Source organism: Rhizobium moroccans (assembly GCF_057559155.1).
Genome location: NZ_JBHFJG010000052.1, coordinates 15418 through 33662, shown reverse-complemented (window position 1 = coordinate 33662; position 18245 = coordinate 15418). Strand labels below are relative to the sequence as shown.

General features: G+C 62.0%; 16 protein-coding genes. 2 read left to right on the top strand and 14 right to left on the bottom strand.

What is annotated here, in order from left to right:
* The 12 genes from surE to ACE04I_RS25365 form a co-directional block, all read right to left on the bottom strand.
* Nucleotides 1-771 (bottom strand): 5'/3'-nucleotidase SurE, encoded by a 771-nt coding sequence (gene surE, locus ACE04I_RS25420; RefSeq protein ID WP_046797207.1) that lies wholly within the window; start codon nt 769-771, stop codon nt 1-3.
* Nucleotides 771-2054, bottom strand: coding sequence for a serine--tRNA ligase (serS, locus tag ACE04I_RS25415; protein ID WP_046797208.1), 1284 nt, complete (start codon nt 2052-2054; stop codon nt 771-773). The genes surE and serS overlap by 1 nt, the downstream gene beginning before the upstream one ends.
* 52 nt (nt 2055-2106) lie before the next feature.
* Nucleotides 2107-2931: a twin-arginine translocase subunit TatC gene (gene tatC, locus ACE04I_RS25410; RefSeq protein ID WP_046797209.1), complete on the bottom strand. Its 825-nt coding sequence runs from the start codon at nt 2929-2931 to the stop codon at nt 2107-2109.
* Nucleotides 2928-3575, bottom strand: coding sequence for a Sec-independent protein translocase protein TatB (gene tatB, locus ACE04I_RS25405; RefSeq protein ID WP_046797210.1), 648 nt, complete (start codon nt 3573-3575; stop codon nt 2928-2930). The genes tatC and tatB overlap by 4 nt, the downstream gene beginning before the upstream one ends.
* A 29-nt stretch (nt 3576-3604) precedes the next feature.
* Nucleotides 3605-3811 carry a twin-arginine translocase TatA/TatE family subunit gene (locus ACE04I_RS25400; RefSeq protein WP_046797211.1) on the bottom strand — a complete coding sequence of 69 codons (207 nt, stop codon included), beginning with the start codon at nt 3809-3811 and terminating at the stop codon, nt 3605-3607.
* Between the two features lie 43 nt (nt 3812-3854).
* Nucleotides 3855-4958, bottom strand: coding sequence for an ABC transporter ATP-binding protein (locus ACE04I_RS25395; protein WP_046797212.1), 1104 nt, complete (start codon nt 4956-4958; stop codon nt 3855-3857).
* A 51-nt stretch (nt 4959-5009) separates the two neighbouring features.
* Nucleotides 5010-5702 carry an SMC-Scp complex subunit ScpB gene (gene scpB / locus ACE04I_RS25390; protein ID WP_046797254.1) on the bottom strand — a complete coding sequence of 231 codons (693 nt, stop codon included), beginning with the start codon at nt 5700-5702 and terminating at the stop codon, nt 5010-5012.
* Between the two features lie 13 nt (nt 5703-5715).
* Nucleotides 5716-6555 carry a segregation and condensation protein A gene (locus ACE04I_RS25385; RefSeq protein ID WP_046797213.1) on the bottom strand — a complete coding sequence of 280 codons (840 nt, stop codon included), beginning with the start codon at nt 6553-6555 and terminating at the stop codon, nt 5716-5718.
* 22 nt (nt 6556-6577) lie between these two features.
* Entirely contained in the window at nt 6578-7594 is a 1017-nt protein-coding gene (gene nagZ / locus ACE04I_RS25380) for a beta-N-acetylhexosaminidase (protein ID WP_046797214.1), read from the bottom strand.
* 106 nt (nt 7595-7700) lie between these two features.
* Nucleotides 7701-10805: an SPOR domain-containing protein gene (locus tag ACE04I_RS25375; RefSeq protein WP_487207740.1), complete on the bottom strand. Its 3105-nt coding sequence runs from the start codon at nt 10803-10805 to the stop codon at nt 7701-7703.
* Nucleotides 10806-10869: 64 nt separating this feature from the next.
* On the bottom strand, nt 10870-12627 hold the full coding sequence (gene argS, locus ACE04I_RS25370; protein WP_046797255.1) for an arginine--tRNA ligase: 1758 nt from the start codon (nt 12625-12627) through the stop codon (nt 10870-10872).
* Between the two features lie 52 nt (nt 12628-12679).
* Nucleotides 12680-13897 (bottom strand): deoxyguanosinetriphosphate triphosphohydrolase, encoded by a 1218-nt coding sequence (locus ACE04I_RS25365; protein WP_046797216.1) that lies wholly within the window; start codon nt 13895-13897, stop codon nt 12680-12682.
* A gap of 130 nt (nt 13898-14027) precedes the next feature.
* On the opposite strand from ACE04I_RS25365, the gene erpA reads away from it, so the two are divergent.
* Both erpA and xth read left to right on the top strand, forming a co-directional pair.
* Complete coding sequence (gene erpA / locus ACE04I_RS25360; RefSeq protein ID WP_046797217.1) at nt 14028-14357, top strand: iron-sulfur cluster insertion protein ErpA; 330 nt, start codon at nt 14028-14030, stop codon at nt 14355-14357.
* Nucleotides 14358-14428: 71 nt separating this feature from the next.
* Nucleotides 14429-15235 carry an exodeoxyribonuclease III gene (gene xth, locus ACE04I_RS25355; RefSeq protein ID WP_046797218.1) on the top strand — a complete coding sequence of 269 codons (807 nt, stop codon included), beginning with the start codon at nt 14429-14431 and terminating at the stop codon, nt 15233-15235.
* Between the two features lie 102 nt (nt 15236-15337).
* Here the strand turns inward: xth and exoR are convergent, their stop codons facing one another.
* Together exoR and ACE04I_RS25345 are read right to left on the bottom strand one after the other, a co-directional pair.
* Nucleotides 15338-16132, bottom strand: coding sequence for an exopolysaccharide production regulator ExoR (gene exoR, locus ACE04I_RS25350; RefSeq protein ID WP_046797219.1), 795 nt, complete (start codon nt 16130-16132; stop codon nt 15338-15340).
* A 492-nt stretch (nt 16133-16624) separates the two neighbouring features.
* Nucleotides 16625-17866 (bottom strand): OmpP1/FadL family transporter, encoded by a 1242-nt coding sequence (locus ACE04I_RS25345; RefSeq protein WP_046797220.1) that lies wholly within the window; start codon nt 17864-17866, stop codon nt 16625-16627.
* Between the last annotated feature and the right edge of the window lie 379 nt (nt 17867-18245).

Genomic DNA, 18245 nt, shown 5'->3' with positions numbered 1-18245 from the left:
TCAACCGGCAACTCCGAATCCAAGTGCCTGAGCCACCCGATCCTGCACGGAATGGTCCGTAAGGTCCAGCTTAAGCGGCGTCACCGAGATTTTCCCCTCTTTCAGCGCATGGATATCGGTGCCTTCGCGGAAATGCCCCTGCCGCTCGCCGAATCGCAGCCAGTAATAGGGCAGCCCCCGTCCATCGTTGCGGGCATCTATGGTGAGGCCGAAATCCAGCTTGCCCTGCGAGGTGACCTGAACGCCCTGAACGTCCTTCGGTTCGCAGTTCGGGAAATTGAGGTTCAGGAAGGTGCCGTCCGGCAGGTCCAGTTCGCTCAGCTTGCGGATGAGGTCCGGCGCGTATGATTCGGCAACCTCCCAGGGCGCAACGCGGCCGTTCTCGCGGCGCACGGCCTGGCTCAGCGCAAAGGAGCGCACTCCCTGGAGCGTACCTTCTATGGCGCCTGCGATCGTGCCGGAATAGGTGACGTCGTCGGCCATGTTCGCGCCGTCATTGACGCCCGAAAGCACGAGGTCCGGCTTTTCCGGCAGGATCTCGCGGATGCCCATGATGACGCAATCGGTCGGCGTGCCGCGCAGCGCGAAATGCTTCTCGCCCACCTTGCGCAGCCGGAGCGGTTCGGAAAGCGTCAAGGAGTGGGCAAGCCCGCTCTGGTCGGTCTCCGGCGCGACGATCCAGACGTCATCGGAGAGTTTGCGGGCGATGCGTTCGAGAACCGCCAACCCTTCGGCATGAATGCCATCATCATTGGTCAGAAGAATACGCATCAGGACGCTCTCTCGATCCTCGTGATCCCGCCCATATAAGGCAGAAGCGCGTCCGGGACAGTGATCGAGCCGTCCTCGTTGAGGTAATTCTCCATGACGGCGATCAGGCAGCGGCCGACGGCGACGCCCGAGCCGTTCAGCGTATGGACGAATTTCAGCGCCCTGTCGTCCTTGCCGCGATAGCGCGCGTTCATGCGCCGGCCCTGGAAATCACCGCAGACCGAGCAGGACGAGATTTCACGATAGGTGTTCTGACCCGGCAGCCAGACCTCGATATCGTAGGTCTTGCGCGCGCCGAACCCCATGTCACCGGTGCAGAGCGTCATGGTGCGGAAATGCAGCCCGAGCCGCTTCAAAACGGTTTCGGCGCATTCGGTCATGCGCTCGTGCTCGGCGATCGAGCTTTCCTGATCGGTGATAGAGACGAGCTCGCACTTCCAGAACTGGTGCTGGCGCAGCATGCCGCGCGTGTCGCGGCCGGCAGAGCCGGCTTCCGAACGGAAGGAAGGCGTGAGCGCCGTAAACCGCAGCGGCAGCTTCTCCTGTTCCAGCGTCTCGCCGGAGACCAGATTGGTGAGCGTGACTTCGGCAGTCGGGATCAGCCAGCGGCCGTCGGTGGTCTTGAACAGGTCTTCAGCGAACTTCGGAAGCTGGCCCGTGCCGTACATGGCCTCGTCGCGCACCATCAGCGGCGAGGAAACCTCCGTATAGCCATGCTCGGTCGTATGCAGATCGAGCATGAACTGGCCGAGCGCGCGTTCGAGACGCGCGAGCTGGCCGGTGAGCACCGTAAACCGCGCGCCCGAGAGCTTCGCGGCACGCTCGAAATCCATGTAGCCGAGGGCTTCACCGATCTCGTAATGCTCTCGTGCCGCATGGTTCCAGCGCGGCTTTTCACCGACGACATGCTTCACCACGTTGTCGTTTTCGTCCTTGCCGACGGGCACGTCGTCCAGCGGAACGTTCGGGATGCGTGAGAGCGCATCGTCGAGGGCGGCGATCGCCTCGCGCTCCTCCTGCTCGGCGGCAGGCATGCTGCCCTTGATCTGAGCGACCTCGGCCTTCAGCTTTTCGGCAAGCTCGGCGTTCTTGCTCGCCATGGCCGCGCCGATCTCCTTGGAGGCGGCATTGCGGCGGGATTGCATGTCCTGGAGCGTCTGGATGACGGAGCGGCGCTTGTCGTCCAGCGCCACGAGGACAGCCGCCATGGGCTCCGCGCCGCGCTTCCTTAGCGCTTCGTCCAGAGCCGCCTCATTTTCACGAATCCATTTGATATCGAGCATTGTCCAAGCCTTTAAGCGTGACGCCGCCAACTCGCGACGCGGCTTAAAGAACTCAAGCCTTGTCCGTCGTGGCAATCTCCGAAGAGGCTTCGCGTTCGAGGGCTTCCTCGGCGCGTTTGCGCTCGACGAGTCGCGCGGCGTAGATGGAAATCTCGTAGAGAAGGATGGTCGGCAGCGCAAGACCGATCTGGGACAGGGGATCGGGCGGAGTGAGCACCGCGGCCACTACGAAGGCGATGACGATCGCGAACTTCCGCTTTTCTCTCAGCCAATCGCTGGTGAGCAGACCGACGCGGGCAAGCAGCGTCGTCACCACCGGCAACTGGAAGACCAGGCCGAACGAAAGCACCAGCGTCATGATGAGGCTGAGATATTCCGACACCCGCGGCAGGAGCGAAATCGCCACTTCGCCTTCGGTCGGCGCCTGCTGCATGGCGAGGAAGAACCACATCACCATGGGCGTGAAGAAGAAATAGACCAGCGCGCCGCCCAGCAAGAAGAGGATCGGCGAAGCGATCAGGAAGGGCAGGAAGGCCGACCGCTCGTTCTTGTAAAGGCCCGGCGCCACGAACTTGTAGAGCTGCGATGCGATGATCGGGAAGGAGATCACCAGAGCGCCGAACATCGCGACCTTCACCTGGGTGAAGAAGAACTCCTGCGGAGCGGTGTATATGAGCTCCGATTTCGAAAGATCGAGCCCGGCCCAGACGACGGCCCACCGATACGGCACGACCAGAAGATTGAAGAGCTGTTTGGCAAAGAAGAAGCACCCGACGAAGGCCACGAAAAAGGCAGCCAGCGACCAGATAAGGCGGGTGCGCAGCTCCATCAGGTGTTCGATGAGCGGCTGCGGCTTGTCTTCGTAATTACCGCTCATGCATCATCCTTCGGGGTATCGGTCTTCTTCGAGGCGCGTTTCCGCGCCGGAGCCTTCGCGGAATCCTTTTCCACAGCCTTGGCGACAGGCGCCGGCTTGGCGGCAACGCGGCTGCGCTTCGGCTTGTCGGCAGTGGCGGCCTGCGGAGCGGTTTCGGCAGGTTTCGCCTTGGCTGGAGCCTTGCTGACGCGCTTCGGCTTCTCCGCAGCGGCAGGCGCGAGCGTCTCCGGCGGGCTTGAAGGCAGCGTCATGGCGGAGGCCGGCACCGCAAGAGCCGGCTCGGGCTTGGCCGCCTCGCCTTCTACAGGGGCTTGCAGCTCGGCATCGGTCTTCGCCGGAACCTGCGTCGCCTTCTGAAGATCGCTGCGGATCTCCTGACCCATCTGCCTCAGCGGATTGATGGCGTCGCGCAGCGCGTTCGACGGATTGAGCTTCTGCGCATCCGAGATGGTCTGACGCACCTCGTCGAGTTCCGACTCCCGCAGCGCTTCGTCGAATTGCGTACGGAATTCGCCCGCCATCTTGCGAAGGTTGGCAGTCATCTTGCCGAATGCGCGCAGCATCGGAGGCAGGTCCTTCGGACCGACCACGACGATGAGCACGATGGCAATGACGAGAAGCTCGGTCCAGCCGATATCAAGCATTCAATGAGGCTCCCGCAAGCCGATCCCGATCAGGACCGGGTGCTTTCCTTGACCTCATCCGACTTGTGGTCGACGGTTTTCGCCGTCTCCGGGGCATCCTCATCGGTCATGCCCTTCTTGAAGCTCTTGATGCCCTTGGCAACGTCGCCCATCAGTTCCGGAATCTTGCCGCGTCCGAAGAGGACGAGCACGATGACCAGAACGATCAGCCAGTGCCACACACTGAAGGAACCCATAACGCCAAACTCCCTGATTTCACATTTCCCCGATGTAAGCCCTTTATCGGGCTTTTTCAAACACCAAAATGTCCTTTGGCGCGACTGTGATCGCGACGTCAGTGACGCCGGGCGGAAGCTGATCCGCGCGGATGCGGGCGCGCACCGTTTCCTCGCTTCCGGGTACGGCAAGGCTCAGCAGTTCGACCACGCCGAGAAAGCGCCGGGAAAGGATGCGCGCCGGCACGGCGCCGCCGTGAGGCTGGACGTCGATGCCCGAAAGACGGACGGCAACCGAGACCTCCCTGCCCTCGCCGATCCCCTTGGCCGGCACGGGCCCGATCGGCGTGACGACGAGGCCGTTATGAACCACGCCGTCAAACTCGTTGATCTCGGAGAAGAACGCGGCGGTGAAGAGATCGGACGGCCGGCGATAGAGATCGTCGGAAGTGCCGACCTGCACCAAGCGGCCGTCCTTCAAAAGCGCGATCCGATCGGCCATCCGCATGGCCTCCTCGGCATCATGGGTAACGACGATCGCCGTCGCGCGACTTTCCCTCAGAATCGCCAGCGTATCAGCGCGTATGGCATCTTTCAGGCGGGAATCGAGGCCGGAAAAGGGCTCGTCCATGAGAAGCACGCCCGGACGCGGCGCAAGCGCCCGCGCGAGTGCCACGCGTTGCTGCTCTCCACCCGAAAGCGCGTGCGGATATTTTTGCGCATAATGGGCAAGCCCCACCCGCTCCAGAGCGGCACCGGCCTCCGCCGCAGCTTCCCTGGCCGGAAGCGCCGTCAGGCCGAAGCGGACATTCTCCAGCACCGTCATATGTGGAAACAGGGCGAAATCCTGGAACATCAGGCCGATGCCGCGCTTTTCCGGCGGCAGGAACTTATCCGGCCCTGCCGTTTCCTGTCCATCGATGACGATCCTGCCTCGGCTTTGGATCTCTATGCCGGCCGCGATCCTGAGCAGCGTCGTCTTGCCGGAACCGGAGGGCCCCAGCAGGCAAAGGACTTCTCCCGGCTCGGCCGTCAGCGAAATGCCGCGGATCGTCTCCTTGCCGTGATAGCTGTGATGGATATCTTCGAATGTCAGCCTGGACGCGAAGGTAACACCGGTCGTGCGCCTCGTCTTTTCCGCTGCCGACTGTGCCGGTTGAAAACCCATACCCTCGCTCACACGCGCGGAGGCCCAGAAGCAGACCTGCCAAACATGACGCTATTCCTCCGCTTCACCACTCGGTGTCAAGAGGCCGAGCTCTTCCAGATCGAGCTGAGTAATCGGGTCCTCGTCCTCCGTCAGATCGTCGGCGCCGGCGGATGGGACGGGAATATGAAAACCGGGCGGGATGCGTCCCGAAAGCAGTCCGGCGCCCCTAAGCTCCTCGAGGCCGGGCAGATCGCGCAGCTCTTCCAGCCCGAAATGATCGAGGAAATCGGGCGTGGTGCCGAGCGTCACAGGCCTGCCGGGGGTCCGCCTGCGGCCCCGGAAGCGCACCCATCCGGCCTCCATCAGCACGTCGAGCGTGCCTTTCGATGTCTGAACCCCTCGGATTTCCTCGATCTCGGCACGCGTCACCGGCTGGTGATAGGCGATAATGGCCAGCACCTCCAGTGCTGCACGGGAAAGCTTCTTCGCCTCGGAATCGTCCTTGCGGATGACGAAGGAAAGATCGGCTGCGGTTCTGAAGGCCCAGCGATCGCCGCTGCGGATGAGATTGACCCCGCGCGGCGCGTATATGTCCGCAAGCCGCAGCATGATGGCGCGCACATCGGCACCTTCCGGCAGGCGTTCGGCAAGGAAATTTTCCGAAACCGGCTCGGCGGACGCAAAGACCAGCGCCTCGGCGATGCGCTCGGCCTCCGCCAATGAGGGAAACTCCGAAAGGGTATCCCCCTTCTCCTGTTCCATGGCGAAATCGTCTTCAGACGGCGTCAATCAACGCCTCCCCTTCCATCGGCTTTTTCTGCCCCTTGCGCATATAGATCGGCTGAAAGGCGCCTTCCTGGCGAATCTCGAGCTTGCCCTCGCGCACGAGTTCGAGCGAGGCGGCGAAAGCGCTCGCCGTTGCGGTGATCCGATCCTCCGGCGGCAGATAGGTCAGAAGATAGTGCTGCAGCATGGTCCAGTCGGTGATCTCGCCGAGCATCCGGTTGAGCAGATCGCGCGCATCCGCAAGCGACCAGACCTTGCGCTTTTCGATCGTCACCTGTGTGACCGCCTGGCGCTGCCTCAGATTGGCGTAAGCCGAAAGAAGATCGTAGAGGCTGGCGTCATAGGCCGACTCGACGCGGTGCGGAATATGCTCCGGCGCGCCACGGGCAAAGATATCGCGGCCGAGCCGGTTACGGTTGACGAGCCGCGTGGCAGCCTCGCGCATGGCCTCCAGACGCTTCAGCCGGAAGGCCAGCGTGGCGGCCAACTCCTCGCCGCTCGGGCCGTCATCGCCCTTCACCTGCTGCGGGATCAGGAGTTTTGATTTGAGATAGGCAAGCCAGGCGGCCATCACGAGGTAATCGGCGGCCAGTTCGATGCGCACCCTCCGCGCACTATCGATGAACTGCAGATATTGCTCGGCAAGCGCCAGTACGGAAATGCGGGCGAGATCCACCTTCTGGGAACGTGCAAGATGCAGGAGCAGATCGAGCGGTCCTTCGAAGCCGCCGACATCGATCATCAGACCCGGCTCGTCCGTCGCCCGTTCAGGCGCGTCTTGCCAGAGCTTGTCCATCGGGATGGCGCCTTGCGCTATGTTCATGGCCATTCCCACCTCTGTCCGTAGAACGTCAGGCGACTGCGGTAAGTCCCCTGAATTCCGCGCGGATCGCCTCTTCATCCGCGCCGTCACCGGCACCGAAGCCTGCCTCCACCGCTTCGGCGCGTCCCAAGGCCTCGCCGGCGAGCGGCGGCACCTCTTTCACCACCGCTTTCATTTCGTCCATTACGCCATTGCAATGCAAGACAATATCGCAGCCGCCCCCAATGATTCTCGCCGCGCGCTGGCCGATCGTGCCCTTGAGCGCATTCATGGAAGTATCGTCGGACATCAGCAGCCCCTTGAAACCGATGTGCCCACGGATGATCTCCTCGATCACCTTCCGCGAGGTGGTCGCCGGCTCGTCCGGATCGATGGCCGTGAAGACGATATGCGCGCTCATAGCCATCAATTCGTCCTTCAATGCGACGAAGGGCAGGAAATCATGCGCCTCAAGCTCCGCGCGCGAGGCGGTGACCACCGGCAGCTCATGATGGGAATCCGCCATGCCCCGTCCATGGCCGGGAATATGCTTCATCACCGGCAGCATGCCGCCGGCCTTCAGGCCCTCGGCCGCGGCCCTGCCCATTTCCGCCACCGCCTTGGGATCGAACCCATAGGCGCGGTCACCGATGACATTGCTCGCGCCTTCGATCGGCACGTCCAGCACCGGCAGGCAATCGACTGTAATGCCGAGCTTCATCAGATCGAAGGCGTGCAGCCGCGACATCAGCCAGGCCGCGCGCTGCCCCTTCTTCCGATCGTGGCGGTAAAGCTCACCGAGAGCGGCGCCTGACGGATAGCGCTCGATCATCGGCGGGCGAATGCGCTGCACGCGCCCTCCCTCCTGATCGATCAGCACCGGGGCGTTCGGTCGCCCCACCGCATCGCGCATGGCGGCAGCGAGATCGGTGATCTGCGCGGGCTCCACGCAATTGCGGGCAAACAGGATGAAACCCCATGGGCGCTCGGCCTTGTAGAGAGCAATCTCGTCGGCCGTCAGGGTGGGGCCGCTGGCCCCCAGGATCATTGCTTTTGATTCGCTCATGCCTGGATCATACGCATTTCAGCAGGGAAACACGAACGGGCACAGTATTGCCCAACGGAAAACGGGGCGGAAAACCGCCCCGTCTATCAAGCAAGCTTGACGTTCCCTACTGTGCGACGAGGCAACTTCCGCCGGCCCCGCGATAGCGCTCGCAGAGCGATACAGCGTCGGCCTTGCTGCCGGCCGGGATACGGACACGGTAGAAAGTTCCCTTGCCGGGGATCGCCGCCGCCTTGATGTCCACGCCGCGGCCACCGATGACACTGGAAAAGCGCGAGGACAGGCTCTGGTAGGAACGCTGCGCTTCGGCTTCCGAGGGAAGCGAGGCGATCTGGATCACGTAGCCACCCGGAATTGCCGCGGTCTGCTGCTGGGCGGGAGCCGCAGCGGGCTGCGTCGCAGCCTGCTCGCGAACATTGCCGCGATCGGAGACGGCTGCCACGACGTTGACGGGCTGCTCGGCAGGCCGCGCGGTCGGAATGGGCGCGGCGATCGCGGGCGCCTGGACTGCAGGTGCAGCTTCCGCCGGAGCGGCGCCGACGACGGCTTCGGCAGGCGGCGGTTCCGCAAGGGCGGGATCGGGAAGCGCCGAGGTGGAAATCGGCGCGGCGCTGGCAACTTCAGTGGCGTTTGCCGGAACGGCCGGCACGCCGCCCACATCCGTCGCTTCGGCGAGCGCGGGTGCGGCGGGCTGGGCTGCAGGAGCCGGCTGAGTGACCTCCTGCTCGACCAGGGTGCCATCGGGCCGTACGACCATCGTCTTGACCCTGCGCGGCATCACCGCGATCGGCTGATCGGCGGAAGCACCGGCCGCGGCCTGCTCTCCGTCCTGCGGTAGAAGGCGCGGGTCTTCCGTTTCCCCAACCGGCGTAGATCCGATTTCTCCTTCATTTTCGCCTTCGAGCGGAAGCGTTTCCGGCAGCAAGGTTTTTTGGACGACGTCGACCGGCTCCTCGTTCGAGGAAATCAGAGCCTCCTGCTTCGGATCCTCCTGTCCCGCACCGGCGACACGATCGTAAACGGCCTTGTCCTGGTTCGGAACGGTCTTGCCGCCCGGATTTTCCGGCAGCACCTTAATGGGGTCGCTATCGGCGGCGATCACCACCGGCTCGCCGGAACCGAGACCAGCAGAACCGTTGCCCATCCAGGCATAGATCGCGCCACCGCCAATCACCAGCACACCCAGGAAGGCGAGCGGCATGACAACCATCCTTGGGGAGAAGCGGCTGGAAACCACTTCCGCACCCGGAATGACGGCTTCACGCTCCACATCTCGTCCGGCCGGTAAGGGCGTTGCGAGACTGCGGCGGAAATCTTCCTCAAGCGCGCGCTCGAATTCGTCGAGGTCGTTCTGCGCGGCGGGCTTTGCCGCCTGCGCAGGCTCGCCGAAATCGACGAATTCCGGTTCCGCTTCCTTGGGGGCAGGAGCAGCCTTTGCGGGCGCCGGTTCCCGTAGCAGCGAGGCCAGTTCCGCATCGAGATCGAGATCGTAATCAGGACGATAAACCGGTGCCTGTTCCGGCTCTTCGACCGGCAGCGCCGGGACGTCGAAGTCGGCGATGGCCTCCGGGTGCTCGTCGGCATCCGCGATCAGCGCAGGATCGAAGGCCGACGGAGAATCCGCTGGTATCGTTTCTCTTGCGACAACCGGCGGAGGCACGACAACAGGCGCCGGTTGGGGCCGGACCGCGGCCGCAACGGGTGCCGAAGAGATCGGTGGTGAAGAGAAGGAAGCCGGTGCGGAGGACACGCGCGAGTGGACGACGGGCTCGAAGCGCGCCGCCGGCGAAGCCACCTCCATCTTGAGCGGCGCTACCGGTTTTGCCGGCGGAACCTGAACGGCCTCCGGCTTCATCGGGCGCTTGTCTTCCTCATCGAGGTTGATTTCGCTGAGATCCAGATCGAGATCGAGCTCATCCAGCGCGAGCTCGAAATCATCGTCCCCGAAGAGATCGTCGTCCATGTTCGCGACGAGCGGCGGCGTTACCGCTGCAGGGGCCTTGACGGCGGCCGGAGCCACGGGCTCCACCGCCGGAGCCCGTGTGGGCGAAGAGATTGCTTGCGCCGGCGCAGCAGCGTCGGCGGCGGCGGCGGGCGGCGTATAGCGCTCAACATCCGAGATCAGCGCGTCGAGAGCGGAGAAGTCATCCTCGGACGAAGCCGAAGCGGGAGAGACCGACCCGAAAGTGGCCGTGGATGCCGCAACCGAGACAGTTTCGACGGAAGAAGCCGTAATCTTCGCTTCGGCCTTGGGCATCTCCTGCGCAACAGGCGCTGCGGCAACCGGCGCTTCCGAAGGAACTACCGGCGGCTCGGAAACTGCGGTGGGCGCGGCGGGCGCGATTGCGGCGCTCGCCACGGCGGTATCCGGCATCACCGATGCCGTCGGACCGGAAGAACGGGCGGCGCTGAAATTGGCGAGCGGCATGCGGAAGCCGGGCTCGTAGGCCGCCTTGCGAACCGGCTCCGGCGCACGCCCGACGACGGGCGCGCCCTGGACCGCCGGCGCGACCCCGATGGACGTTTCCAGTTCGGAGGCGAGATCGAACGCATCCAAGTCGGGGGCGGCGATCACGGCCTCTTCGCGAGGCATGACCTGTTCATTCCGAGATGGAACGAAGGACGGCTCCTCGATATCGGGAGCGTGCGGCGTTTCGGCTGGTACCTCGAACGGCTCCGGATCGGAAAAAGCGGAAACCGGCTCGGCATCCACCTCGACCGCATCAAAGGTGACCGGCTCGCTGTCGTAGCGATCATGCCCGGCAATATCGACATAGGCCTGCGCTTCAACCGCCTCGGCCTCCGGCTCTTCCGCCTCGGGGACCTCCGGACCGGCCGGAGAAAACACAGGCTCGGATAGGCTCGGCTCGACCTCGGGAGAATTCATCTCGCGGGCTTCGGGCTCGACCTGTGCGTCGAAGGAATTGAGCGAAGGCGTCACCGCCTCTTCCTCGACAAGGCCGGGAGCATCGTCAAGCGCGATGTCGTGAGCGGGATCAAGGCGGGGCGTATCGTACCGTTCGAACTCTCGTAAAAGCTCGTCTTCGAGATTGAAGGTCGGCTCCTGACGCGGAGCATCAACCGGAGGCGCGGTCCGCGCCACCGGGCGATCCTCATACCCTACGATGCGCGCGAGTTCCGCCAGCGGATCGTCATCGGCAAGAAAATCCGGAACGTCATTCCGGTTACGTGCAAGATTGTTGTCTGCCATTGTCCCGTCCACTCACCTACACCAACAAGCTTTGCCAGTGCATTGTGGGGAAACGGTGACAATACTATCGCATCTCGTCCGGTGCAGCAGTGCCCGTTATGGCAAGCCCGGACTTCAAAACAGAAGCGACAGCACGCACCAGCCCAAGTCTGGCAATACTCAATTCTCGGTTTTTATCGTTAACAAACCGTAATTCAGGCTGATCCTTGCCTTTATTCCAGTGAGCGTGGAAGAAACTTGCCAGATCATAGAGGTAAAATGCAAGCCTGTGCGGCTCCTGGGACAGTGCTGCCGCCTCTATTAGCCGTGGATACTCGGCGAGCTTGGCGACGAGCTGCAACTCGTTCTCGTCGGCAATATCCTTCGCGGCGGCCGCAAGGTCGAGCGAATCGGTATCAAGGCCCGGAAAAGCCTCCCTCGCCTGCCGGAAAACCGACATGCAGCGCGCATGGGCATACTGCACGTAGAAGACGGGATTGTCCTTCGACTGCTCTGTAACCTTTGCAAAGTCGAAGTCCAACGGTTCCGAATTCTTGCGATAGAGCATCATGAAGCGGACCGGGTCGCGGCCGACTTCGTCCACCACGTCGCGCAGCGTGACGAAATCGCCGGAGCGCTTCGACATCTTCACCGGCTCGCCATTGCGGTAGAGCTTCACGAGCTGGCAAAGCAGAACGGTGAGCTTCGCCTTGCCGCCCGAAACCGCCCGCGCCAAAGCCTCGAGCCGCTTCACATAGCCGCCGTGGTCGGCCCCGAGAATATAGATCATCTCGTCGTAGCCGCGATCGTACTTGTCCTTGAAGTAGGCGACGTCGGCCGCGAAATAGGTATAGCTTCCGTCCGACTTGATGAGCGGCCGGTCGATATCGTCTCCCACCTCCGTCGAGCGGAAGAGCGTCTGTTCGCGGTCTTCCCAATCCTCCGGCAACTGCCCCTTCGGCGGCGGCAGCGTGCCGCGATAGACATGGCCCTTGAAGGTCAGATCGTTGATCGCGGTGCGGATGCGCTGAGCGCCGTCGGCATGCAGCATCCGTTCGGAGAAGAAGATATCGTGATGGACGTTGAGGGCATCCAGATCCTCGCGGATCATCTTCATCATCGCGTCGATCGCCCTGTCCTTGACGAGCGGCATCCACTCCTCTTCCGGCATGTTGTGAAGCCGTGGACCGAACTCGTCCGCCAGTGCCTGACCGACCGGGACCAGATAATCACCCGGATAGAAACCGGACGGGATTTCCCCGATGTTCTCGCCAAGCGCCTCGCGGTAGCGCAGGAAGACGGAACGCGCGAGCACGTCGATCTGGCTGCCCGCGTCGTTGATGTAATATTCCTTGGCGACGTCGTAGCCGGCGAAGGCCAGGAGATTGGCCAGCGCATCGCCCACCACCGCACCACGGCAATGTCCGACATGCATGGGGCCGGTCGGATTGGCCGACACATATTCCACATTCGCCTTCTTGCCGGCGCCGATCTTCGAGCGGCCGTAATCGGTGCCTGCCTCGATCACCGAAGCGAGCAGCCGCTGCCAATAGCCGGTCGCCAGCCGGATATTGATGAAGCCGGGGCCGGCGACCGAAACCTCGCGGACATCCGCATCGTCCCGCAGCCGCTCGGCGATGAGATCGGCGAGCGCCCGGGGATTTGTGCCCAGCGGTTTCGCCAGCACCATGGCGGCATTGGTCGCCACATCGCCATGGCTCTGGTCGCGGGGCGGCTCGACGGTGACACGGCCGAAATCGACGTCGCTTCGCTTTTCCTTGATGATATCAAGGGTTTCCAGCGCGCTCTTAATTCTGACTTCGAAATCGGCAAAAAGGTTCATCTCATCCATCCAGCCTCAGATTGCGGCGAGGCACCCGTATCGGTCGCGGTGCCTATCGCAAATCGGGTGTATGGTCAAACAACTCGCCATGCGCCTTGACCGCATAGGTATCGGTCATGCCGGCGAGATAATCGCCCACATGGCGGGCCCTTGCGGCCTCGCCGAGCCCGGCAATGTGGTTCACCCAATAGTGGCTTCGCATCAGGGTCGGATCGGCCATGTAGGCGTTGAAGAGGTCGGAGAGGATTTGGGCCGCGCCCGCGCGAATGCGCATGATCTCCGGATGGCGGTAGATGTGCGAGAAGAGCAGTTTCTTGATCTGCCGGTCGGTCTCCGCCATCTGCCCGGAAAAGGTGGCGGTAACCCGGTCCGCGTCACGGATATCCTGCGCGCTCTTCGGTTTGAGTTCCTTCAGCCTATCCTGCGCCACGCCGATCACATCCTCGACCATACGGGTGATCTGCCGGCGCATCATCTCGTGCGTGAAGCGGCTAGCTTCGAGATGCGGATAGCGGCTGCGCACTTCTGCCATCAGTTCCGACAGAAACGGAACCTCCTCCAGCATCTCGAAGGTGAGCAGGCCTGCGCGCAATCCGTCATCGATGTCGTGCGTGTTGTAGGCGATATCGTCGGCGATCGCCGCCACCTGCGCTTCCAGGCTCGCGAAGCTTGCGAGTTCCAGATCGTGAAGTTCGCAGTAATCCCGGATCGGCTGCGGCACCGGACCGCGCGTGCCCTCGCCCGTCTTCGTCAGAAGCGGGCCGTTGTGCTTCACCAGCCCCTCAAGGCTTTCCCAGGTCAGGTTGAGCCCATCGAAATCCGCATAGCGCCGCTCCAGCTTGGTGACGATGCGAAGCGACTGGGCGTTATGATCGAAACCACCATAGGGTTTCAGCAGTTCATCGAGCGCATCCTCGCCCGTATGGCCAAACGGCGTGTGGCCGAAGTCGTGCACCAGGGCCACCCCTTCGGCGAGATCCTCGTCGAGCTTCAGGGCGCGGGCCAGAGCGCGGGCGATCTGCGCCACTTCGACGGTATGGGTGAGCCGGGTGCGGTAATGATCGCCATCGGGGCTGATGAAGACCTGCGTTTTGTGCTTCAGGCGGCGAAAGGCGGTGGTGTGAACGATGCGATCGCGATCCCGCTGGAACTCGGAGCGGGTCAGGCTGCTTGTTTCGGGGAAGAGTCGGCCGCGCGAAGACCAGGGGTCGGTCGCATAGACCGCTCTCTCGCCGCTTCCGAAGCCTAGTGCTCTGGTATCGATCGTCATGCTGCTTTCCTGGTTCCTGCCTGCATGCCCATTGACGTGCCGTTCACGCCTTCATACCTATAGAGCAAACTTGCGCAAAGCAGTTGACATCAAATCTCTCCGGGCCTTGACCCCGGCAGGAGGCGGAAAAATGGAAGCGAATGTAACCCTCTCGGATGCCGCCGCAAAGCGGATCGCCGAGATCGTCGGCAACGAAGCCGGCAAACAGGCCCTGCGTGTTTCGGTGGAAGGCGGCGGCTGTTCCGGCTTTTCCTACAAATTCGACCTCGCCGAATCCCCACAGGACGATGACGTGGTGATCGCGAACGGCGATGCCAAGGTGCTGATCGACAGCCTGTCCCTCGTCTATATGGAAGGCTCCGAAATCGATTTCGTCGACAACCTGCTCGGCCAGTCCTTCCAGATCAAGAATCCCAACGCGGTTGCAAGCTGCGGCTGCGGCACCAGCTTTTCCATCTGATATCGATCTTCGCACCTTCCCAAGGCCTTCTCTTTCGTTAAAAAGGAGGCCTACGAAGGAGAGCGGGTTTCATGAAGATCGCCACCTGGAACATCAATGGCGTAAAGGCCAGGATCGATAACCTGCGTCAGTGGCTGGCGGATTCGGCGCCGGATATCGTCTGCCTACAGGAGATCAAGTCGGTCGACGAGACCTTTCCTCGCCTGGAGATCGAAGCGCTCGGCTACCACGTCGAGACCCATGGCCAGAAAGGCTTCAACGGCGTGGCGCTGCTTTCCAAGATCAAGCCGGATGAGGTCATGCGCGGACTTCCGGGCGGCAATGGCCCGGATGGACAAGTGGACGAGCAATCCCGCTATATCGAGGCCGTCTTCTCGCTTCCGGGCCGCGCATTGCGCGTCGCGTCGATCTACCTACCGAACGGCAATCCTGCCGATGATCCCGTCAAATATCCCTACAAGCTTTCCTGGATGGAACGGCTGCGCGCCCATGCCGCAAACCTGCTCCTGCTTGAAGAACCGCTGATTCTCGCGGGAGACTACAATGTCATTCCCGAACCGCACGACTGTTTCGATCCTGCCGTATGGGCGAGCGATGCGCTCTTCCTGCCCGAAACCCGCGCGGCATTCCGGCGGCTCGAAAATCTCGGCCTGGTGGACGCCGTCCGCGCCACCACGGACGCCACGAAACTCTACTCTTTCTGGGATTACCAGGCGGGGGCCTGGCAGAAGAACAACGGCATCCGCATCGATCACCTGCTCCTTTCGGCGGAAGCGGCCGACCGGCTGAAATCGACCGTCATCGAAAAGCATGTGCGTGCCTGGGAGAAGCCCTCCGACCATGTACCGGTTGTCGGGCACTTCGATTTCGCAGCCTGATCAGCCGCATGAAAAGAAATTCTCGCGCCTTGTGAGCGGGTTATCCGAAATGACTCATGCACGCGGAGCGATATCCGCGAGCATCCCCGCTGATAGGTGGATTTAGTCGGCGCCCTTGGCGAATTCCTGCGCCAGCACGACTGCAACGCGCCGGTCCTCTTCGGAAGCCAGCGAGAAGGCCTGCTCCTGCATCTGCTGCATCCAGGGACAATCATTCTTCTTGCAGTGATCGAGGGCTGCCGTAAGGAAGGCAAGCCCGCGCACGGATTGCCCTTCCTGGAAAAGCACGTTTCCAAACACGGCCATGGCGCCTGCATGACCGTTCTTGCGCGCCTGGTTCAGCCATTTCTTGGCCTGCTGGATGTTCGCGGTGCCGCCCTCGCCGGCAAGGATCATCCTGGCGAGCTGGAACTGCGCTTCCGCCACGCCGAAAGTCGAGGCTGCCTGGAAATAGAGCTGGCGCGCCTGGGCCAGATCGGACCTGACCGGGCTGCCGGGAATGCCGCGGCGGTAATAGTTGGCAAGCGACAAAAGCGCGTTGATGAAGAAGCCGGTGTCTTCCGAACCCGGCTCGACGCCCTGTGCCGCGATCTCGTTGTAGATCTTGAAGGCCTCGAAATCGTCCTTGGCGACGCCATCGCCGTAGGCATACATGTTGGCAAGCGCCCAGCGCGAACCGGTATGCCCCTTTTCGGCGGCGTAGCGATAGGCTTCGACGGCATCTTCCTTCTGGCCGTTCTTGTAGGCTTTGAAACCGAACTTGAAGAGGTCGAAGGGACCCGATTCCTTTGAGACCCCCGCATTGATATCGAAGGCCGCAGCCGAACTCGCCAGCACCGAGGCCAGCGACATGCCCAGAAGCAATACTTTCATGGATCCGACGTTAGATTTCGGCATGATACAGTTTCTTCCACTCTACTCGAGACCCAAGCGGAATTGGACCAGCTGTCCAGTCTCGGTTTCTCCCAGCAGCTCGGCCGTCCGAAAAGAGTCGGCAGCCGTCGTCACTGACAGATGAAGGAAACTGTAGCTGCCGTTTTCGGCAAGACTACGACCCGCAGCCGCAACTCTCGAAGATCTGAAAGACGATCGCCTTCCAATCTCTCGAACACCCGGCTTTTTCTCAAGAAACCCGCCCATGATACTCCAAATACCGCGGTCGCCCCCCGCGATCCGCGACTTTTGCCGGTCTATCGCTGCTCCTCGTTTGTGGCGGGAAATGGACAGATCGACGCGGCACACACTATGGACAAATTGTCATAAAAAACTGTTGCCAAATCGACACAGATCCAGCGACCCCTAGCCACCTTCGACGCCCGACCGGCGCTCACTGGAAAAAGGCCCGGACGAACCGGGCCTTTTCATCATTCGAGATATTCCATCAGCGGATCAGAACTTGACCTTGAGCGAGGTGGACAGGGCAGCCACCAGATCGCTGTCGTATTCGTAGGTCGCTTCGCGACCGACGCCAACGCCATCGATGGTCGTCGGACGGGACTCGCCGCCGGTAAGAATGCCGAGAACGCCGGCAAGCCGGATTTCGACATTCTGGTTGGGCGAATAGGCCACGCCCGCGGTGAACAGCCAGGTATCGCTCAGCGTGCCGAACTCCTGGGAGGTACCGCGATCCCAGGTGACGCTGACAGCACCGCTCCACTGATCGTTGAACTTGTGGCCGATACCGCCCGTGATCGTCCAGCCATCACGATAGCCGAGATCGAGCGAGGTGATTTCGGTTGCTCCCCTGTAGAAAACCACGCGCTGCAATTGGCTCCAGTCGGTCCACTTCACCGAACCGAAGGCGAGCCAATCCGGCGCGATGCCCGACTGCACCCTCAACTCGAGCGCATCCGGCATCGCGGCGGAACCCTCGACCGGAATGATCCGGCCACCGAGCGGATGCAAGGCCGACGGCACCTGTGTCATATCCACCGTGCCGGTGATGTTGTCGAGCTTCACCTGGCTGTAATACATCAGGCTCGCGCGCATCGCGTATTCGGGGATTTCATAGGCCACGCCTGCGCGCCAGCCCCAGCCGTCACCTTCGAGATCGAGACGACCGATGCCAGTACCAGGCAGCCCGAGCGCACCGAGAAGCTCCGGCGGAACCAGAAGACGCTCCTTGAAACCATCCATCTCGAGATAGTTGACGCCGCCGATCACGCGGAATTTGCCAGGGCCCATATCGAATTTATAGGAACAGGTCACTGCATAGTTGTCGCTGTTCACCTTGGTTTCGACGTTGTCGCTCGCGCCCGCCCACCGAGCGCCGGGGTTCGCGTGAGCGCCGTAAGGCTGCGAATAGTCGAACATGCAGTCCGCCGCATCGCCGATGGACGCTTTCGCGCCGATACGCGGCGACCAGTAGTTTTCGGAATCGTCCGCCTCGGTGGAATAACCCGGTATCGCGTTCAGATTGCCGTTTGCGGGATTGATGTCCCGGACGTTCTTCACCTTCCGCTGCGGCATCACGAACGTGGCGGTGGATTCCACCGCGAAACGTGACGGATCGAAAAGAAGATCGATGTTGTAGCCCCCGCCGCGCTCAAGACCTCCCGCCAAAGCCGTTGATTGAACGGCGCAACCTGCGGCAACCACCAGCAGGCCCCTCGATATTTTTTTGCTTACCATAATTGCTCCCACTCCCTGGTAAGTGATGAGAATCACTCTAGATGTTTAGCTCTAAATGACAACTTTACGGGGCCGGAGAGCACTGGCCGCGAAGTGTCTTCAAACTTACGTAAGAAAATGAAACAGGGGCAGAGATCCGCCCCCTTACGCATAAAATTACCTAATTTTTCGCAGACATCCGGCGGCGGATAGAATTTTATACTTCACGGGCATGGAATGTTGCCGTTGAGCAACATTTTTTGCTTCTGTGCACCGACAGACATGCAATTGCGGATAAAGAGACCAAGGCCGGGTGTGCGAAGAATGTCGAGCATTCCCGACCAGTATTGATTCCCTCAAATCACATCGGGGGGGGGGGGGGGGGGGGGGGCACCACAGG

Excerpts from the sequence above, each read along its gene's own strand:
- erpA (WP_046797217.1), top strand. The coding sequence starts at position 14,028 with ATGGAAGCGAATGTAACCCTCTCGGATGCCGCCGCAAAGCGGATCGCC.
- argS (WP_046797255.1), bottom strand. The coding sequence starts at position 12,627 with ATGAACCTTTTTGCCGATTTCGAAGTCAGAATTAAGAGCGCGCTGGAA.
- ACE04I_RS25395 (WP_046797212.1), bottom strand. The coding sequence starts at position 4,958 with ATGGGTTTTCAACCGGCACAGTCGGCAGCGGAAAAGACGAGGCGCACG.
- surE (WP_046797207.1), bottom strand. The coding sequence starts at position 771 with ATGCGTATTCTTCTGACCAATGATGATGGCATTCATGCCGAAGGGTTG.
- ACE04I_RS25365 (WP_046797216.1), bottom strand. The coding sequence starts at position 13,897 with ATGACGATCGATACCAGAGCACTAGGCTTCGGAAGCGGCGAGAGAGCG.
- ACE04I_RS25385 (WP_046797213.1), bottom strand. The coding sequence starts at position 6,555 with ATGGCCATGAACATAGCGCAAGGCGCCATCCCGATGGACAAGCTCTGG.
- tatC (WP_046797209.1), bottom strand. The coding sequence starts at position 2,931 with ATGAGCGGTAATTACGAAGACAAGCCGCAGCCGCTCATCGAACACCTG.
- ACE04I_RS25375 (WP_487207740.1), bottom strand. The coding sequence starts at position 10,805 with ATGGCAGACAACAATCTTGCACGTAACCGGAATGACGTTCCGGATTTT.
- ACE04I_RS25345 (WP_046797220.1), bottom strand. The coding sequence starts at position 17,866 with ATGGTAAGCAAAAAAATATCGAGGGGCCTGCTGGTGGTTGCCGCAGGT.
- nagZ (WP_046797214.1), bottom strand. The coding sequence starts at position 7,594 with ATGAGCGAATCAAAAGCAATGATCCTGGGGGCCAGCGGCCCCACCCTG.
- xth (WP_046797218.1), top strand. The coding sequence starts at position 14,429 with ATGAAGATCGCCACCTGGAACATCAATGGCGTAAAGGCCAGGATCGAT.
- serS (WP_046797208.1), bottom strand. The coding sequence starts at position 2,054 with ATGCTCGATATCAAATGGATTCGTGAAAATGAGGCGGCTCTGGACGAA.
- ACE04I_RS25400 (WP_046797211.1), bottom strand. The coding sequence starts at position 3,811 with ATGGGTTCCTTCAGTGTGTGGCACTGGCTGATCGTTCTGGTCATCGTG.
- scpB (WP_046797254.1), bottom strand. The coding sequence starts at position 5,702 with ATGGAACAGGAGAAGGGGGATACCCTTTCGGAGTTTCCCTCATTGGCG.
- tatB (WP_046797210.1), bottom strand. The coding sequence starts at position 3,575 with ATGCTTGATATCGGCTGGACCGAGCTTCTCGTCATTGCCATCGTGCTC.
- exoR (WP_046797219.1), bottom strand. The coding sequence starts at position 16,132 with ATGCCGAAATCTAACGTCGGATCCATGAAAGTATTGCTTCTGGGCATG.